Annotated in this window: 23 protein-coding genes; 8 read left to right on the top strand and 15 right to left on the bottom strand. The window is 42.4% G+C overall.

Translation table 11 applies throughout. The features are described 5' to 3' along the window. From QZZ55_RS01030 to bioA, 4 genes are all read left to right on the top strand, one after another. On the top strand, positions 1-747 hold a 747-nt coding region (locus tag QZZ55_RS01030), incomplete at its 5' end, for a sulfite exporter TauE/SafE family protein (RefSeq protein WP_293264382.1). A 54-nt stretch (positions 748-801) separates the two neighbouring features. After that, complete coding sequence (gene tsaA, locus QZZ55_RS01025; RefSeq protein ID WP_293264380.1) at positions 802-1518, top strand: tRNA (N6-threonylcarbamoyladenosine(37)-N6)-methyltransferase TrmO; 717 nt, start codon at positions 802-804, stop codon at positions 1516-1518. Positions 1519-1593: 75 nt separating this feature from the next. After that, positions 1594-2577, top strand: a complete 984-nt coding sequence (locus QZZ55_RS01020; protein ID WP_293264378.1) for an SLAC1 anion channel family protein — start codon at positions 1594-1596, stop codon at positions 2575-2577. A 100-nt stretch (positions 2578-2677) separates the two neighbouring features. Continuing rightward, a complete protein-coding gene (bioA, locus tag QZZ55_RS01015) occupies positions 2678-3973 on the top strand; it encodes an adenosylmethionine--8-amino-7-oxononanoate transaminase (RefSeq protein ID WP_293264376.1) in 1296 nt (431 codons plus the stop codon). A 20-nt stretch (positions 3974-3993) separates the two neighbouring features. Here the strand turns inward: bioA and QZZ55_RS01010 are convergent, their stop codons facing one another. Next, entirely contained in the window at positions 3994-4620 is a 627-nt protein-coding gene (locus QZZ55_RS01010) for a class I SAM-dependent methyltransferase (protein ID WP_293264374.1), read from the bottom strand. 53 nt (positions 4621-4673) lie between these two features. Between QZZ55_RS01010 and QZZ55_RS01005 the strand changes: the two genes are divergently transcribed. Beyond that, positions 4674-5105, top strand: a complete 432-nt coding sequence (locus tag QZZ55_RS01005) for a thioesterase family protein (protein WP_293264372.1) — start codon at positions 4674-4676, stop codon at positions 5103-5105. Positions 5106-5189: 84 nt separating this feature from the next. Here the strand turns inward: QZZ55_RS01005 and dnaB are convergent, their stop codons facing one another. The 4 genes from dnaB to rpsF all read right to left on the bottom strand — a co-directional run bounded on the left by dnaB (position 5190) and on the right by rpsF (position 7940). Further along, positions 5190-6575 (bottom strand): replicative DNA helicase, encoded by a 1386-nt coding sequence (gene dnaB, locus QZZ55_RS01000; protein WP_293264370.1) that lies wholly within the window; start codon positions 6573-6575, stop codon positions 5190-5192. Between the two features lie 82 nt (positions 6576-6657). Further along, positions 6658-7107 carry a 50S ribosomal protein L9 gene (gene rplI / locus QZZ55_RS00995; protein WP_293264368.1) on the bottom strand — a complete coding sequence of 150 codons (450 nt, stop codon included), beginning with the start codon at positions 7105-7107 and terminating at the stop codon, positions 6658-6660. A 156-nt stretch (positions 7108-7263) separates the two neighbouring features. After that, positions 7264-7491, bottom strand: coding sequence for a 30S ribosomal protein S18 (rpsR, locus tag QZZ55_RS00990; protein ID WP_028469698.1), 228 nt, complete (start codon positions 7489-7491; stop codon positions 7264-7266). Between the two features lie 23 nt (positions 7492-7514). Then, complete coding sequence (rpsF, locus tag QZZ55_RS00985; protein WP_028469697.1) at positions 7515-7940, bottom strand: 30S ribosomal protein S6; 426 nt, start codon at positions 7938-7940, stop codon at positions 7515-7517. Between the two features lie 225 nt (positions 7941-8165). Here rpsF and QZZ55_RS00980 point away from each other — a divergent pair, with 225 nt between their 5' ends. Then, positions 8166-8447, top strand: a complete 282-nt coding sequence (locus QZZ55_RS00980; protein WP_293264359.1) for a hypothetical protein — start codon at positions 8166-8168, stop codon at positions 8445-8447. A gap of 36 nt (positions 8448-8483) precedes the next feature. Here QZZ55_RS00980 and QZZ55_RS00975 read toward each other — a convergent pair whose 3' ends face one another. The 8 genes from QZZ55_RS00975 to QZZ55_RS00940 all read right to left on the bottom strand — a co-directional run bounded on the left by QZZ55_RS00975 (position 8484) and on the right by QZZ55_RS00940 (position 15011). Next, on the bottom strand, positions 8484-8894 hold the full coding sequence (locus tag QZZ55_RS00975) for an OsmC family protein (RefSeq protein WP_293264357.1): 411 nt from the start codon (positions 8892-8894) through the stop codon (positions 8484-8486). A 17-nt stretch (positions 8895-8911) separates the two neighbouring features. Continuing rightward, positions 8912-9727, bottom strand: a complete 816-nt coding sequence (trpC, locus tag QZZ55_RS00970; RefSeq protein WP_293264355.1) for an indole-3-glycerol phosphate synthase TrpC — start codon at positions 9725-9727, stop codon at positions 8912-8914. A gap of 4 nt (positions 9728-9731) precedes the next feature. Beyond that, positions 9732-10754, bottom strand: a complete 1023-nt coding sequence (trpD, locus tag QZZ55_RS00965) for an anthranilate phosphoribosyltransferase (RefSeq protein ID WP_293264353.1) — start codon at positions 10752-10754, stop codon at positions 9732-9734. A gap of 17 nt (positions 10755-10771) precedes the next feature. Beyond that, a complete protein-coding gene (locus tag QZZ55_RS00960; protein ID WP_293264351.1) occupies positions 10772-11350 on the bottom strand; it encodes an aminodeoxychorismate/anthranilate synthase component II in 579 nt (192 codons plus the stop codon). A 246-nt stretch (positions 11351-11596) separates the two neighbouring features. Next, positions 11597-12124 (bottom strand): DUF411 domain-containing protein, encoded by a 528-nt coding sequence (locus tag QZZ55_RS00955; protein ID WP_293264349.1) that lies wholly within the window; start codon positions 12122-12124, stop codon positions 11597-11599. A gap of 101 nt (positions 12125-12225) precedes the next feature. Continuing rightward, a complete protein-coding gene (locus QZZ55_RS00950) occupies positions 12226-12648 on the bottom strand; it encodes a hypothetical protein (RefSeq protein ID WP_293264347.1) in 423 nt (140 codons plus the stop codon). Positions 12649-12749: 101 nt separating this feature from the next. Continuing rightward, positions 12750-13637: a D-alanyl-D-alanine carboxypeptidase family protein gene (locus QZZ55_RS00945; protein ID WP_293264345.1), complete on the bottom strand. Its 888-nt coding sequence runs from the start codon at positions 13635-13637 to the stop codon at positions 12750-12752. A gap of 42 nt (positions 13638-13679) precedes the next feature. Further along, on the bottom strand, positions 13680-15011 hold the full coding sequence (locus tag QZZ55_RS00940) for an AAA family ATPase (protein ID WP_293264343.1): 1332 nt from the start codon (positions 15009-15011) through the stop codon (positions 13680-13682). 245 nt (positions 15012-15256) lie between these two features. Here QZZ55_RS00940 and QZZ55_RS00935 point away from each other — a divergent pair, with 245 nt between their 5' ends. After that, on the top strand, positions 15257-16096 hold the full coding sequence (locus QZZ55_RS00935) for an AAA family ATPase (RefSeq protein WP_293264341.1): 840 nt from the start codon (positions 15257-15259) through the stop codon (positions 16094-16096). 32 nt (positions 16097-16128) lie between these two features. Continuing rightward, on the top strand, positions 16129-16875 hold the full coding sequence (locus tag QZZ55_RS00930; RefSeq protein ID WP_293264339.1) for a GAF domain-containing protein: 747 nt from the start codon (positions 16129-16131) through the stop codon (positions 16873-16875). Here QZZ55_RS00930 and QZZ55_RS00925 read toward each other — a convergent pair. Both QZZ55_RS00925 and QZZ55_RS00920 read right to left on the bottom strand, forming a co-directional pair. Continuing rightward, the gene (locus QZZ55_RS00925; RefSeq protein ID WP_293264337.1) at positions 16869-17960 is read right to left on the bottom strand and encodes a nucleotidyltransferase family protein; all 1092 of its coding nucleotides are present in this window, start codon (positions 17958-17960) and stop codon (positions 16869-16871) included. The genes QZZ55_RS00930 and QZZ55_RS00925 overlap by 7 nt on opposite strands. Then, positions 17957-18634 (bottom strand): HprK-related kinase A (locus tag QZZ55_RS00920; RefSeq protein ID WP_293264335.1); only part of this gene is annotated, 678 nt, incomplete at its 5' end. The genes QZZ55_RS00920 and QZZ55_RS00925, both read right to left, overlap by 4 nt.

Raw genomic sequence — 18634 nt, 5'->3', positions numbered from 1 at the left:
ATGATCTCTGATCCATGGTTTTATGCTGTTGCCATACCCGCAGTATTGATTACCGCCATTTCTAAAGGAGGGTTCGGTGGAGGTCTCGGCTTGCTCGGCGTGCCAATTATGGCGCTGATAATAGCCCCCCAACAAGCAGCTGCAATTTTACTGCCCATTCTCTGCTTAATGGATATCGTCGGCATATGGAGCTTTCGAGGCAAAGCAAACCGCCATGCCTTGCAAACATTACTTCCCTCAGCCTGTGTTGGTATCATTATTGGTGCATTGACTTTTAAATACTTTTCAGCTGATAGTATCCGTATTATTGTTGGACTCATTGCCGTTACTTTTTCACTTAACTTCTGGCTAAAACCTAAAAATAGTGAGCCTAAGAAACCTAGCCGATTACGGGGTAGCTTTTGGGGAACCGTTGCTGGTTTTACTAGCTTTGGTGTACATGCTGGAGGAGCGCCACTCAACGCTTACCTACTACCCTTGAAGTTAGAAAAATATGATTACGTCGGCACCAGTATTATTTTCTTTAGTACCATCAACTTTATAAAACTAATGCCTTACACCTTTTTAGGGCAGTTTACTTATGAGACATTAAGCACAGCCGCAGCCTTAGCCATCTTCGCCCCGATAGGGGTATTACTAGGCGTCCGCTTGCATCATAAAATACCCGACAAATGGTTCTATCAACTCTGCTATGCATTCTTGTTTATAATGGGTCTAAAATTACTGTTTGATGCACTTATTATTTAACTTCTGATTAACAAAAACCACTTCAAAAGTACTCAATGGACAGTGACTGTATTAATGAACTTCGAACCGATAGGCGTAATCCATTCTGGATTTAAAGAAAAATTTGGAATTCCTCGTCAACCAGGGCTAGCTGAATCAATGCGGGCGACTATTGAACTACTGCCTGATTTTGCCTCTGAAGAAATTGTCAGAGGGCTAGAAGGTTGCTCACATATTTGGCTAATATTTATCTTTAGCGCCTGCACTAATAAAGGCTGGAGCCCAACTGTTCGACCTCCAAGACTAGGAGGAAATCGTCGCGTCGGTGTTTTAGCGACACGCTCTCCCTTTAGACCCAACCCTATCGGCCTGTCAGCAGTCAAGCTAGACGCCATAATTTGCAGCCAGGGTAAGGTTCAACTACAAGTGAGTGGGGCTGATTTAATGGACACAACGCCCATTTTAGATATAAAGCCATACTTGCCTTATTCTGATCAAATTCCGTCAGCGCACTTTACGCTAGCGGAAAATTATCAAGCTCTAGAAATCCCTGTCATATTTCATAATAATGCCAAACAACAGTGCGATATTATTAATAAAAAAACAGATTTACCTATAGCGCAACAGATTACAGAAATATTGCGTTGCGACCCTCGCCCAGCTTATCAACGTTCAGCAGAACGCGAATACGGTATCCGTCTGCACGATTATAATATTCGCTGGTCAATAACGGACGATGAAGCTATCCATGTACACTCGATAGAAATAGCTGAAGATGTTCAAAATAATTAATACAATTCAGCTTGGCCCCAGAGCACAAAAATATTATTATATTAGAATACTCTAAATTAATAATTGGAAAGCAACATGCCCGATTCACCTTCTGCAAACACAACTACCCGCAGACGCTTACAACACTTTCCTGTAGCTTTTTTTGCCATGGTAATGGGGACGCTAGGTTTAACACTAGCATGGCAGAAAGCAGCTCACGTTTTAGCGCTGCCACCTATAATCTCGCACATCTTCCTTCTTGTATCAGCTACAATATTTGCCGTTATCGTGAGCGCCTACCTGTTAAAAACAATTCGCCATGCACCTGAAGTCATTGCTGAGTTTAACCACCCTATTAAGATGAGTTTTTTCCCTGCATTTTCTATTGGCATTATTCTGACTAGCATCGCTACACTTGAGATTTCCAGTGAGTTATCCCGGTTTTTGTGGGTACTAGGCAGCACTCTTCAATTAATATTTACTATCAATGTTCTAACTCGCTGGATTCACCACCAGCACTTTCAAGTAGCACATAGCACCCCAGCATGGTTCATTCCTGTTGTAGGGAATATACTTGTGCCTATATCGGGTGTGGAGCATGGCTTCTACGAAATTTCATGGTTCTTTTTTAGTATTGGTATTGTTTATTGGATTCTTCTTAAGACGCTAATTTTTAACCGCATGATTTTTCATGACGCATTACCTGAAAAACTACTTCCCACCTTATTTATACTCATTGCTCCGCCTGCTGTAGGTTTCCTTTCCTATATGAAGCTAAACCATGAAGTGGTAGATGGATTCGCACGCATCCTATATTACACAGCTGCCTTTTTAGTGCTGCTATTAATGACTCAATTTAATCGATTTTTTCGCATTCAATTCTTCATGTCTTGGTGGGCCTACTCATTTCCGCTTGCCGCCTTCACCATAGCAACACTCGTAATGTACTCAAGAACAGGCATCCCTGGATTTGCTGTAATAAGCTACCTGATGCTTGGTACTGTATCTGTGGTTGTAAGCCTTCTTCTCTATAAAACCGTCAAAGGGATTATCAGCGGACGTGTGTTTACGCCAGATTAATCGAACCATATACCCCCCTATACCTAGTCAGCACACTCTTGCACTCCATCCTATATCGGGCTCTAATAGAGCCCATTTTCATATAGCAGAGGCAGAAAGGATGACAACCATTAGCGCCGAGCAAATCCAATATGATCAGGATCACATCTGGCACCCCTACTCATCAATGATAAATCCACCTCCGGTTTATCCTATTGTTTCTGCCAATGGAGTTCGTCTTAAAATGGCGGATGGGAGAGAGCTCATCGATGGCATGGCATCTTGGTGGTCGACCATTCATGGCTATAACCACCCAGCACTTAATGCAACTGCACATCATCAGATCGATCAAATGTCACACGTGATGTTTGGGGGAATAACTCACGCCCCGGCTATAGAACTGGCTAGAAAGTTAGTAAACCTAACACCAGAGCCCTTAGATAAAGTATTTATTGCAGACTCAGGATCCGTTGCTGTCGAAGTTGCTATTAAAATGGCAATACAATATTGGCATGCACTAGAGAAACCTGAAAAGCACAAACTAGTTACTATTAGAAATGGCTACCATGGAGACACTTTTGGTGCGATGTCCGTATGCGATCCAGTCAATGGTATGCATGAAATATTTACCGCTGTTTTACCCAAACACCACTTTGCAGAAGCACCTAAAATAGGCTTTCAACAAGCGTGGGATGACGCCGATATAGCTTCTCTAAAAAGCATTATCGAGCAACACCACCAAGAGCTTGCTGCATTAATACTTGAGCCTATTGTACAAGGGGCTGGGGGTATGCGCTTTTACTCTCCGCACTACCTCAAAGCCGCAAAAACGCTATGTGATGAATATGGACTCCTCCTAATTGCTGACGAGATCGCCACTGGATTTGCTAGAACAGGAAAGATGTTCGCCTGCCAACATGCAGACGTAATACCCGATATTATCTGCTTAGGAAAGGCAATAACGGGAGGGTATATGTCACTAGCCGCCACCCTTACAACAACACACATCGCCGAAACAATCTCTGCAGGTGGCGCGGGCTGCTTTATGCACGGTCCTACTTTTATGGGTAATCCACTGGCCTGCGCAGTTGCCAACACGAGTTTACAACTGCTAACCGAATCTGACTGGCAATCCAATATGCAGCGTATTGAAGCAACCCTTAAGCTAGGCCTTGGGCCAGCAGCATCAATAAATGGCGTTGCAGAAGTACGTTGCTTAGGCGGCATAGGTGTTATTGAACTACAGCAAGCAGTGGACTCAGCCAAAATACAACAGATGTTTGTAGAAAAAGGGATTTGGGTAAGACCATTTGGCAAGCTCGTGTACATTATGCCGCCCTATGTCATGGATACTGAGACACTCAATCAGCTGACCTCAAGCATCATTGACGTAATTCACAGTTACCTAAAGAACTGAACGGCAAAATACCAAACCGCTTAAGGCTTAGTAGCAACACCTTCCAGCATCGTACCTACGAGTGCTGGAAGGGCATTATGACGATATGTCAGTAAGTTATCTGTTAAAAATCCCGCCTGATTAATCAACTGAAAGGTGTCTCTTTCCAGGCAACAGCCACATGCTAATGGACGCCACATAGGGTTCAAAGCCTGTTGGAAAGCATGCGTTAACCGATCATCACTTTTAACGTGTTCAAACAATACCAAATGGCCTTCAGGTTTTAAGACACGATATATTTCACACAATGCTCGTAGTGGATCTGGAATAGAACATAACACCAAACAGCAAAGCACTGTGTCCACGCTATTCGAGGGCAGTGGTAATGCATGCCCATCACCCTGCACAAGAAAAAATTTATCCGCCTGCTGAGCAGCCAGCACAGCTTTTTGTTTAGCCGCACGCTGCAATAACACCGCATCAGGCTCTATAGCAATCAATGATTTAATGTTAGAAGAATAGAACGAAAAGTTAACGCCCGTCCCTACCCCTAGCTCAAGAACATCCCCTGCTAAGAAAGGTAAAATACGCTGCCTATCTACATTCAATTTTTGGGACACCTTATCCAGAAGATAAGGGAAAATATGCTTTCGATAAAGGTTTATCATCTCGCCCGCTCTGCTAAGATGTTAGAAATTGCTGTAATTTAAAAGGAACCTATATGGCGCGAATTAAAATTGACATGCCGGATCATTATACATTCACTACTGAGCTTCCGGTCAGAATAAGTGATATCAATTATGGCGGACACTTAGGTAACGATGCCGTACTCTCGATGATTCACGAAGCGAGAATTCGCTTCCTCAATTATTACCATTACACTGAATTAGATGTCGAAGGCGCAGGCATTATCATGACCGACTCTGCGATTGTCTATCGTGCAGAGGGTTTTCATGGAGATGTGATACAGCTTGATGTTACCGTTGGAGATTTTAACAAATACGGGTGTGATATCTATTACGTGCTATCCAACAAGAAAACTGCAGCAGAAATCGCCCATGCCAAAACTGGTATTGTATTTTTTGATTACGAACAGCGCAAAGTTGTATCTGTTCCTGAAGGCTTCAAATCCAGCATGGAAAAAGACGCGTAATTTTAAAAAGTAACATGAGGGCAATAATGAAAACATTGCCCTCATAAACTAACCGGTAAGTGCAGTTTCCTGGTTGATGCCTAGTTATTCATCAAAGTCTGCGTAACTTCCTTTAGCCAAATTTTCAAAACGCGTGTATTTACCAATAAATGCCAGTTTCAAAGAGCCTATCGGCCCGTTACGCTGCTTACCTATAATAATTTCAGCGATACCTTTATCGACTGAATCTTCGTTATAAACTTCATCACGATAAATAAACATGATGACATCGGCATCCTGCTCTATTGCTCCAGATTCACGTAAGTCAGAATTTACCGGACGCTTGTTAGGTCTATTCTCCAAACTACGGTTAAGCTGAGATAGCGCAACAACTGGGCACTTCATCTCTTTAGCCAATGCTTTTAAGGAGCGAGAAATTTCAGAGATTTCTTCAGTACGACTGTTGGCCTTACCCGTTTTTATCTGCATTAACTGAAGATAATCGACCATTATCATCCCCAACTCGCCATGCTCGCGTACGATACGTCGCGCTCTTGTGCGCATCTCATTTGGGCTAATACCCGAGGTATCATCAATAAATAATGGTTTATCTCGTAGCATATTGACGGCAGTTGTTAGCTTTGGCCAGTCTTCTTCATCCAGTTGACCTGAACGTACTTTGGTCTGATCAATTCGCCCCACAGACGATAGCATACGTGAAATTAGCTGATCTGCTGGCATCTCCAAACTGAAAACTAAAACGGGTTTTTCATCTGCCATCAATGCATTTTCAACGAGGTTCATGGCAAAGGTGGTTTTACCCATGGAAGGTCGCGCTGCAACGATAATCAAATCTGATGGTTGCATGCCTGCGGTACGATCATCAAGATCATCAAAACCGGTTGTTACACCCGTTATCTGATCACTGTTATTAAACAAAAAATCTATGCGATCAACAGCACGCTTTAACAGCGGGTTAACGGGTTCTGGGCCACCTTGATTTGGACGGTTTTCAGCAATTTCAAAAATACGCTGTTCCGCATCGTTTAATATCTCTTCCGAACCTCGCCCTTCAGGACTGAAAGCGTTTTCTGCTATTTCATGCGCGACACTGATCATCTGACGAAGCAACGCACGATCACGCACTATCTCAGAATAAGCTCGAATATTTGAAGCACTTGGTGTATTTCGGGCTAGCTTAACTAAATAATCGAGCCCTCCTGCTTTATCAAGTTCAGCTGTGCGATCCAGCTCCTCAGACAAAGTAACAACATCAACAGGTTGCTGGTTATTTACCAACTTCTGCATCACACGGAATATAAGACGATGGTCATGACGATAGAAATGCTCTTCAGTAACCACTTCGGATGCGGTATCCCAAGCATTGTTATCTAGCATTAAACCACCGAGAACAGATTGCTCAGCTTCTATTGAGTGAGGTGAAACCTTAACGTTCGCAACCTCTTCATCATGTAAGTCGGCAAAATCCATCGAAAACCATACCCCTGAAAATAAAAAAGCACCACGTATATTCTACGCAGTGCTTTTCATTACTTGAATGTTTTTTTGCGAATTAGTTCGCGCCAACAACACTCACGATTGCAGTCGCATTTACTTCAGCATGCAAATGTAGAACAACTTCAAATTCACCAGTGTGGCGCAAAGCACCTTCAGGTAAACGAACTTCGCTCTTATCAACAGCCTGGCCTGCTGCAGTAATTGCTTCAGAAATATCGCGAGTACCGATAGAACCGAACAATTTACCTTCGTCACCCGCTTTAGAAGCGATAGTAACAGTAAGACCAGATAACGCTTCAGCGCGAACGTTAGCAGCATTTAGCTTTTCAGCAGCAGTTGCTTCTAATTCAGCACGACGTTCTTCAAATTTTGCAACATTAACAGCTGTTGCAGGGACTGCTTTACCTTGTGGAAACAGGTAGTTACGTCCGAAACCAGATTTCACAGACACTTTATCGCCTAGCGCACCTAGCTTACCAATTTTCTCGAGCAGGATAACTTCCATCTCGTAAACCTCATTTGTTCTGCAGTTGACTCACTGCAGTACTAAATCTCAGCTGGTTTATAATTATGTGATTTCTGAAAAATCACTAACCAGCCCCGTAATCACTTAAGCGCTATTTATTAATGTCCAGTTAGGGCAGAAACAAATAACTATGACTTACTGATGGCTATCAGAGTAAGGCAATAATGCAAGAAAACGAGCACGCTTGATAGCAGTAGCCAGCTGACGCTGGTAACGAGCTTTAGTACCTGTGATACGGCTTGGTACGATTTTACCAGTTTCACTTACGTAGCCTTTTAGTACTTCAAGATCTTTATAGTCGATCTCAGTAACACCTTCAGCAGTAAAACGGCAAAATTTGCGACGACGAAAAAAACGAGCCATCTTTATATCTCCTAATTGTTAAATTATTCAGCAGCCGCTTCAACAGCAGGCGCTTCAGCAACAGGGGCAGCAGCAGGCTTTTCTTCCTGGCGCGGCTCTTCAGTACGACGAGGCTTACGCTCTTCACGTGCTTCAGATGCTTTGATTGGAGATACTTCTGTGACCGCTTCTTTACGACGGATCATCATGTTACGCAAAACAGCATCGTTATAACGGAACATATTTTCTAGTTCATCCAGAGTTTCCTGGTTGCACTCGATGTTCATCAGAATGTAATGTGCTTTGTGAGCATTATTAATTGGGTAAGCCAGTTGACGACGGCCCCAGTCTTCCATGCGATGGATTTTACCGTCAGCACCTTCGATAACACCGGTGTAACGCTCTACCATTGCTGGAACTTGTTCGCTCTGGTTCGGATGAACCATGAATACGATTTCGTAATGACGCATTGTAGCTCCTTACGGTTTGAAGTCTTTGGACAAACTAAGCTATTTAAAAATTTAAACAGTGCCAAAAACAAGGAGGTTAATAGTATTCTCTCAAAGAGAGCGCGAAATTATACGTATTTACAGTAATAAATGCAATACACGTAAAATCAAGGCTCTCATTAAAATGAGTGTGCTATATTTAATCCGATAGGGGTATTGGAACCCCATACACTTTCGGAGTTAAAAATGGGTTCTATGAAACCACTGCTGTTAACAATATCGCTGTTAACATTATCTTCTACTGTTAGCGCTGATTTTGTGTATAAGTGCCAAAGCCCAGAAGGCAGAAAAGTATTCAGTGGTTTACCTTGCGGCCTAAATGCCATTAAAGAAGAGTATAAAAACCTCGCCCCTGCCCGCAAAGTGAAAGAAGACTTACCTCCTAGACAAGGAGAACTGCTTAACGGAAAAGCAGCTACCAAAGAAAAATCATCAGAACCTAAAGGAGAAAAATCAAAGGAAAGTTGAAAATTGCAGCGCCAATATATTCAACGCTGCAACAGCTTATTCCACAATTTCTACAATTTCGTGACTATGTGTAATTTCCACACCGCCACGCTCAAGCATCAAAGAAGCAGAGCAATATTGCTCTGCCGATAACTTAACTGCTCGCGCAACCTGTTTTTCTTTTAAACCACGCCCACTAACAATAAATTTGACGTGAATTTTAGTGAAAACGGCTGGAACAGCATCCGCTCTTTGTGCAGAAATTTCGGCAACGCAATCAACAACATCTTGTCGTGTTTTTTTCAAAATACCGACAACATCATAACTAGTGCAACCACCGAGCCCAAGCAGCATTAGCTCCATTGGGCGCGGCCCCGCTTTTAGCTCTCCATCCAAAGTAATATCAAAACCAGACCCTGTGGTTCCTTGGAAACGTACATCTCCATCCCACTTAACTGTCGCATTCATTGTCACTATATTGTTTCCTAATTAAAAAAAAGCTCTTTTAATTTCTCACCAGGATCTTCCGCCCGCATAAAGGTTTCACCTACTAAAAAACTGAAAACCTTATGATCCCGCATAGCTTTCACGTCATCGACCGTCAGTATGCCACTCTCGGTCACCACTATACGATTCTCAGGAATATACCGTAATAATTCCAATGTCGTATCCAAACTAACATCGAAGGTATGTAAGTTTCGGTTATTGATCCCTAACATTCTGTTATCCAATCGCAGCGCTCTTTCTAATTCATCCCCATCATGCACTTCAATCAATACATCCATATCCAATTGATGCGCGATACGGTTTAACTCCTCCATCTCAGCATCCTCAAGTGCTGATACGATAAGAAGAATACAATCAGCGCCCATTGCTCGAGATTCAAATACCTGATATGGATCCATCATGAAATCTTTACGAATAACTGGCAATGAGCATGCTGCACGTGCTTCTTTAAGATAATCTTCATGCCCTTGAAAGAAGTCTGCATCTGTCAATACGGACAAACAGCTCGCACCACCTTGTTGATAAGATTTTGCAATTTCAGAAGGTCTAAAAGGATCCCTCAACACTCCTTTAGAAGGGCTCGCTTTTTTAATTTCTGCGATGACTGCCGATATATTACCCGCAACTGAGTGAGCCATAACATTGGTAAACCCTCTTGGCGTCATCTCATTGTCATTTAACTGACTTTTAATTTGCTTCTCTAAATCAGCCAAAGGAACATCATAACTACGCTGCTCAACTTCTTCATACTTACGATGTAGAATTTTCTTTAATACTGTTGGTGTGTCTGACATATTTTTACTCTTTCAATCCTTGACTAAAGGCCACTAATTCAGCCATTTTATTCGCAGCAGAGCCATTCAGCATTACACCTTTAGCCATAGCCACACCTTCTTTGATTGTTGCAGCTTGATCAGAAGCATACAACGCAGCACCTGCATTTAATGCAATCATATCTATAGCTTGTTTATTTTCACCAGAGAACGCAGCCTTTATTAATGCGAGACTTTCAGCCGAACTCCCCACTTGTAAACCAGTCAACGCTTGCCTTTTTAAGCCGGCATCTTCTGGAAAAATGGAGTACTCAGTCACCTCATCATTTATAAGCTCCGCAACATAGGTTTCACCAGCAAGACTAATTTCGTCCAACCCTTCAGCAGCATGCACTACCAATACATGCTTAGCACCCAGCGCTTGCAAAGCCTCAGCCAACGGTCGGCACAAGCTTTTATCGAAAACACCTAATAGGTAATGCCTGACACTGGCCGGGTTAGTCAACGGGCCTAACACATTAAAAATTGTACGCAATGACATCTCTTTTCGCGGGCCAATTGCATATTTCATGGCACTGTGATGCTGCGGCGCAAACATAAAACCAACACCAACTTCGTCGATACACAGTGCTATTTTTTCTGGCGTAAGTTCTAAATTCACCCCTGCTGCTTCCAAAAGATCAGCAGAACCTGAACTAGACGACACAGAGCGATTACCATGCTTAGCGACATGCCCACCCGCCGCCGCGACAACAAATGAGCAGGCCGATGAAACATTGAATAAATTAGCGCTATCTCCACCGGTACCTACAATATCGACTGCATTTTTTGCTTTAATAGTGACAGGAACCGCTAATGATCGCATGACACTGGCTGCCGCAGTTATCTCATCTACAGTTTCACCTTTCATGCGCAGCCCAATCAATAAGCCGCCAATCTGAGCATCAGTTGCTTGCCCTGACATGATTTGTTGCATAACAGTTTGCATATCATCGATAGTAAGATCGGTGCGATCAACAACCGCTGCCAATGCTTGCTTAATATCCATAAATGATCCTTTTATTATTAGCGGCGTAAGAAATTTGCCAGCAATTCATGCCCTTTGGATGTCAAAATAGCTTCAGGATGAAATTGCACGCCTTCTATATCATATTGGTTATGCCGTAAACCCATGATCTCATCTACTTCTCCCGTTGCTGTCTTTGTCCATGCTGTTATTTCTATACAGCTTGGCAGCGAATCCTTATCAACAACAAGAGAGTGGTACCGAGTTACATCCAATGGACTGCCCAACCCCTCAAACACGCCATGAGCGGCATGGACGATTAGAGAGTTTTTCCCATGCATAACCTCTTTGGCGCGTACGATCATACCACCAAATACTTGCCCTATAGCTTGGTGCCCAAGACAGATCCCTAGTATAGGCATTTTTCCTGCAAAATATTCAATTGCCTCTAAAGAGATACCCGCTTCATTCGGTGAACACGGGCCAGGAGATATTACCAAATGGCTTGGGTTCAATGCTTCGATTTTCTGCAAGCTAATCTCATTATTACGATACACTTGCACTTCGACACCTAACTCACCGAAGTACTGCGCAATATTAAAGGTAAACGAGTCAAAATTATCAATCATTAACAGCATATATAGTCCGATTTTCTACACAGACGCAATGCTACAACAAGGTCTGAAAAAATAAACTTTAACACATTTAACATTTGCGAATGTATCCATCAATAAACACGTACATTATTGCTATTAAAAAGGCACTGAAAAGCCCTTATCACTAGTGATATCAAGTCCCCCCTCCTTCTATGGCTAACAAATTACAACTCTAATAGCGCAGTTCACAGGAAACATACTGGCTTTTCAGCTACCACACCCTCTTAGTTAATATTGCTCGGCTAAAGTATTAATTTGAGCATAAATCGAACTAGTACCATCTTTTTTCAATAACAGAATGGAGTATGGAGTAAACCTATCCCCCATCTCCATTCCAGGGCTACCAGCAGGCATACCAGGAACAGCCAAACCAATCGCATCAGCCGGTGCATTAGATAAAAACTGGTTAATATATCTTGAAGGAACATGGCCCTCAAATACATACCCCTCAACTGAAACAGCGGTATGACAAGACCGATACATAGGCAAAATACCTAGCTGGCTCTTTATATCACCTAAATTTTCAGGGTGGACTGGATCAACCTTCCCCCCCTGCTTTTCCATATGCTCAATCCAACTTGTACAACACCCACATGTAGGACTTTTATAAACACGAAATACTTTACTGCTATCTACGCTTTGTAGCTTACTCTCCTCATTGAACACTGCCTGATTGCGAGATTCACTTGAATCAGAACAAGCCGTAAGCGCCACAGAAGAAGCCAAAATCATTACCGTTAGAATTTTAATATACATACAAGCTCCCTTAATGAGGTTTAAGAACACTCAAAAGGCATAAATTAATAGGTGTCATTTACATTCGAGAGCTAATGCTCTCCTTGACAATATCACTCGAGTTAATAACGAAATGAAAACCCGTAGTCTATTGGAGGGCGGTCTTGCCGCACTGCTCGTGAAAGCAGCTTTTGAGGAATAACAGGAAAATACACAGAAGAAACTCTAATACCTAAAAAGATAATTGAGGAGTGAAGGTAACCATTAAAAATAGAACAATTGACTGTACAAATATCACACTCTTCACAGCGAGCGTGCTCAACACACTCACTACATATTTGACCCTTAGCAAGCTCATGATCTACAACCAAGATATTACCCAGCTCACGTTCCTTATCAGCAGAATCGGATATAGCTAAACTAACAACCTCACCTCCATAGGAGATATTCACTTTATTAAGCTCTACAGTGCTAATAGCTAGCTGGGTAGTCAACGCAACTAGCAACAACATCAGGACAGTGAATAGATTAGCTTTATAAAGCATACAGGCATCCCGTAAAAGAGTCCTATATGCTATAGCGGAATAAAAAACCATTCAAGCTACCGAAAAAAGAACTTGATGCTCCTTTCCCGAATACACTCACACTACAAGGGCTGGCAGTGTGAGCCCTTAAGTACCGCAGGAGCGCTCAAACGAGCTGAAACGCTACCTCGAAGAGCCAAAAGAGTAAGGCCCGGAGCATCCGGGTTGATTTTAAAACCTTGATCCATCAACTCTTTTACTTTATCCCCTCTTTGCTTACCACTTTGCGCACCGAGTAATACGACAATCAAACGGTTATCTCTTTTACGTGCAGAGGCGACTAGATTATACCCAGAACCACATGTATAACCCGTTTTAAACCCATCCGCCCCTGGGTATGTATTTAAAAATCTATTATGTGATACGAACGACTCACCTTTGTACTGGAATGAGCGATTAGAAAAAAAATAGTAATACTCAGGAAAATCCAACAGTAGACGCCTAGCCAAGATAGCTAAATCACGCGCACTACTAACCTGACTAGCATCCGGAAGCCCAGTTGCGTTCGTGAACATTGAATCCCGCATACCCATTCGCCGAGCTTGAGCGCTCATTTCTTCAGCAAATTTTTTCTCAGTACCACTGATACCCTCAGCTAACACAACAGCCACATCATTAGATGATACTGTAGCAAGAGCTATGATTGCTTTACGAACCGTGATCTTTTCACCTTTTAGTACCCCCAACTTCATTGCGGGCTGCACCTGGGCCCTAGCAGATACTTTTAAAAGGGTATTTAGAGACAAGTCATGTTTTTTTATGCTTTGAAATGCCAAGTACAATGTCATCATTTTAGTCAACGATGCAGGATACCAAGGAACATCAGCGTCCAATTGCTTTATAACAGTACCTGACTGCGCCTCAACTACTATGTAGGGCATGCCAGCCTGAAGACTCTGAGAAGCCCCACAACACATACACAAAAGCATAGAGAATAATATCTGTCGCATTTTTCCAAGACGCCTACTATTTAAACTTCATAAAAAACCATATCAGGATTTCCCAATTCCACCCGCTTGGGAAAATAAAGTAAGGCCATCAACACCAGAGAGACGCGACTCTACATCAACGCTTTCTTCACTTAGAGAATGCTCAATCCAATGCCTTGCTTTCGTAAACGCAGCAGGGCTAACAAAATACAGCGCGACGATAATCACAAGCGCAACCATAGCAATGGAAACCACTAATAGCCCCGTTCGCCCCTGAGAAGAATCTCGATTAACAACCTCCATTCTAGTAAGCGCTACAATATCCTCAGAAAAATGGACACCATCCTGCGAGAAACCTACAGGAGGGTGAGGATCCACATAAAAAGACTCTGGGGCATGTTCACTTTCCGTACTACGAACTTGGACCAGGACCTCTGGCTCTGGCTCTGGCTCTGGCTCTGGCTCTGGCTCTGGCTCTGGCTGTATAGCCTGATCTTCATAAACATCTTCAGCCTCAAACTCATTTCCAGGAGCTATTCCAGCAGGTAGCAATTGCTCATTTCTAAGCTCTGAGATAACTAACTCTGAAGCCTTAACTCCAATTTCGCTTAGCTCCTCAAGACTCCCGTATAAGAATAAGCGACTACATATAAGGTTTATTCTTCTCGGAATACCCTGACTGTATTTAAAAATTATGGGGTAAACAGATTCACTTATAGAAGGATTATTTTTCCAACCTGCTATCTCAAGGCGATGTCTTACATACTCTTTAGTTTCATTTTCTAATAAAGGCTTAAGAAAACAAGTTGCAACTAACCGCTGGTGCACTTGCTCCATTTCAGGCCCATGTATCAGGTCCTGAAGACCCTCTTGGCCTAGCAAGAAAATCTGTATAAGAGGAACACTTTTTAATTGTATATTTGTTAACAGCCTAAGCTCCTCAAGAGCCGAAATAGAAAGCCCCTGCGCTTCGTCAATAATCAACAATGCTCTACCACCATTTTTATGATTACTAACAAGCATCTCTGACATACGCTGCAATAAAACAGCCTTATTATCAACTTCTTCTTTAACCCCAAAAGAATAGGCAACCATTCTCAGCAAATCATGAGCTTCCATTTGCGTTGATGTCAGCATGGCCACTTTTACACTGCTAGTAGACTCAAGACTGTGAACTAAATCATTTACCAGTGTGGTTTTTCCTGTGCCAGGCTGCCCTGTAATCATTACAAAGCCTTCAGCACGCTCGAAGGCATATTGCATATACGCCTGTGCTCGAGCAAAGCTTTTATGTCCATAACAAAAACGAAAATCTGAGCTTAGACGAAACGGCTCTTCAGTAAGATGATAATAAGCTTCATACATCAGTATTATTCCATAACCTGAAAACATCATTAGCGATATATCGCCACAAAAAAACTTTATCGCTCTACAACAAATATCCTACGATAAACAATGAATCGCACTTGAGGCCCTAAGCCTGAACGAGTAACCTTTAGCATACCATTATGCGGATTCACCGACACTTAACAGAAGCCTATATTCTAGTTTGTTTTGCTAATAGCTAGTCAATATTGGAATTTAAATATTCCTTATAAACACACCCTCATGGAAATACGAAAGCCTATGCTGGAGATTAGATGTACGAAGAACATTACGGCTTAAACGCAGACCCCTTTCGTCTGACACCAAACGCAGGCCTTTGCTTTTTACATCCCGATTTCCAGAAAGCTAAAGCATCACTAGATTCTTCACTACATCATAAAAAAGGCGTTACTGTAGTCACCGGACAACCCGGCACAGGAAAGTCTACTTTGATTTGCGATTTAATAGCACACTTACCTAGTACAACAAACCTCACCCAAATCACTTCATCTCGTCTCATTTGCGAAGACTTACTTTACCAAATCTGCTTAAATTTTAATTTAGCACCCACAGTAAATGACAGTGAAAAATTACGTCATTTGCTTAATTGTTATTTTTCGGAACAGCATCAGCAAGGAAGACACTCACTTCTTATTATAGATGAAGCACAAAACTTATCAGAGGCCGCTTTAGAAGAGTTGCGCATCCTCGTCAAAGCACAAACAGGTAACGCCTCCCTATTACAAATATTTCTTATAGGACAAGATAAGCTGCGCTTCACTATCGCTGCTTCAAATCAATCGCAATTAAGAGACGAAATCACGGCGTCTCATCACCTGCTTCCTCTAAGCGAAAATGACACACGCGAATACATTATTTTTCGGCTTACTCACTGCAACTGTCAAAGCAATCCAATCATAGACAAGACAGTTTATTACTACATTTTCCGCTTTAGTCATGGCATTCCCCGTGTTATAAATCTTATTTGTAGCAGGCTTTTTTTACACGGCTGGTTAACCAAGCAGAACACTCTTACCATTCAGAACTTGCATACTATTATTCACGAACTGATACAGGAAAAACTTCTTCCTATAAATAAAACAACAGAAACATAGGTTTGCAAGTAGCAATAAAAAGGAATTAGCTCATGACAGAACAGATCGAAGTAGAAGCTGACAGTGATTTTATTGATAGCGTTTTAAGTCTATCTAATTTTTTGCACAATCACGAAAATATCGACGCATCTCTCAACGAGTTAGCAGGTCTGTTAGCAAAAACTTTAAAAACAGAAAACTGCTCAATAATGCTTCTTAAGGATGAGCACCCTAATGAAACCTTTCCTCTGCGTATTCATGCCCACTCAGGAACCCTCCCAAGCAGCGCTTACACCAAGCCAACTTCAGCTTCAGGAATTTCGGAGTACGTTGCTCGTTCCGGAAAGCCGTTATTAGTTCCAGATATAACACTTAGCCAATTTGCCGCAACAGCCAGACAAAGCGGCGGATTTATATCCCTGCCCATTTGGACAGACGAAGTTATCATAGGTGTAATCAATATTAGCAAGCCATCCGATGGACGCACCTTTGGCGAGCCAGACCTCGAGCTTGCCACCATTCTTGGCATGTTTGTCAGCAAGTCAATTCAAGTACTACACCTGCAATATATTTTAAGGTCTAAATTCGCGATAGCGGCACTCGAAAGAGAGCAAAACGTAAACAAGCAACCTATTGGCGATTTCACGAGAAGCCCGGAAAAAGTTGCCAAAATACTTGCAAAAGGCTTCTACCACGAGCTCTGTCATGCAGGAATAGAATCAGATCACATTATTATTGCTGTATCTGAAATCATCACTTTGCTTAACACTCAATTAGAAGACAACAAAAAACATCAATGAGTAACAGAGTCTTTTTCAAGAGGGGAAATAAACGCTTTATGAAACAAATGCCTAATTAGCAGCCCAAATGGCATTCTCAGGTAATGCCCACGCACGAAAAGTAACTTTCGCGCAAAAGCTGCTCCTGGGCGACGAGCACTATCATGAGGAGGCATAATAACTCTATTAAACAAGCCATCCATAAACCACATTGGCAGAGCAGGTTGCCAATGATTGTTACAACTCGTCAATACATTTTCTGGCATTGGAGTATCAAACATACAGCGGCTATATCTAAGCGCGTAGTAGAGCGGAGGCACCAGATTCATCTCTACTGCCCGAGCCACCAAATCCGGCCAATTAAAATCAGGTCCTGTAGCATCGCGAACCAACCCATCAAAATCTAATAAATCTCTGAAAGCATGATCGAACTCAGTATCCATAAATAAGTGCGTTGCGCTGTGCAGCAACATATCAATATCCGATAAAGCCCAAACCCCCTCAGCCACCTCCCGCGCATCACTTAACAGCTTACTTGCAACTGGCTTCAGCGCCGCGGTCAAAGGCAAGATTGTATGATGAATATCGATAACAGTTTGGCGCTTAACATGCATTAAAGGAGGAATTTCATGCATCCAGTCTCGATAATACCGCTGATCATAAGCACTTTGCTTAACCCCTCTCCAACCATGCCACTGCAAAGCAGATTCAAGCTCCTCAAGAGACTCCTTAGGAACCAGTAAATCTATATCAGAAAACGTTCGCCCCTCAGAACTAGGCTTCCCGGCAGTTACGTATGCGGCTCCCTTGAGCAAAATAAGTGGTTGCTTTAATGCGGCAAAAACAGGAATAAAATACTTTACTTCTAATAAAGTATCTCTCAAATATTTTTCGGAAACGAGTGACGCCGACTCTAAATGCCACTGCACAGAAACAGGCACATCTGATAACTGCCCACGCCGCTTAAGCCTAGAATAAAGCATGCCTAACACGTGTGTACTGCGCCCCTGCTGCACAATAACATTCCACTCATTTAGTGAAATATCCGAAGCTCTTACACCACCACAAAGCAAAGAACACAGCGGCCTAAAACGACTTGCACTCATGATACTAAACTCTCAAATTGTGCGATCGCCTCGTTCAAATCACTATATACAAAATCATAACAATCAGACTGCTCAACCACTTTTGAGAGCGCATGAAAAGCATGAGACCCTAACAAATGATAATTAAAAGCATTCTCAACCAAAGACATGTAAGCGAAGGCTTTTTCTTTTTTCAACAACTGCAAGTCGTTACCCGATTTGTACTGAGGAAAAATAACAAACGCTGGATTAGAAACAACTGAAGCAGAGCGAACACTTTCAGCGGGTGGCTTCACATGAGAAACGACACCCTTCACCGTATCAGTACAAAGATGTCCGAAAACAGCTTCTGGCCAAAATTTTTGAATAACCTGAATTGAGTCGTTTTTCAAACTCATGGGTTTTGGCAAAGGCTGCAGCGTTGAATCTTTAATAGAGATTAGCGTTAACTCGTCAGACAACAAACGCCAACCTTTTGAAACTAAGGCTGTACATAAGGTACTTTTCCCTGAACCAGAAGGCGCAGGCATGATAATCGCTTTTCCATTACGTTCAATTACTGCAGCATGCAATATCAAATACTGATGCGCATGGGCAGAAACACACCAGTTGATCCCCCACTCAGTTAGCGCGGGAGACTGGTTCAATGACAATGGAGTAAACGGAACATTCCCATTAAAAGTAAATTCAGCCAG

It is taken from the genome of Neptunomonas sp., assembly GCF_016744175.1.
In the GTDB taxonomy this organism is placed as follows: domain Bacteria; phylum Pseudomonadota; class Gammaproteobacteria; order Pseudomonadales; family Balneatricaceae; genus Neptunomonas.
This window is presented reverse-complemented; position numbering and strand designations above follow the sequence as displayed.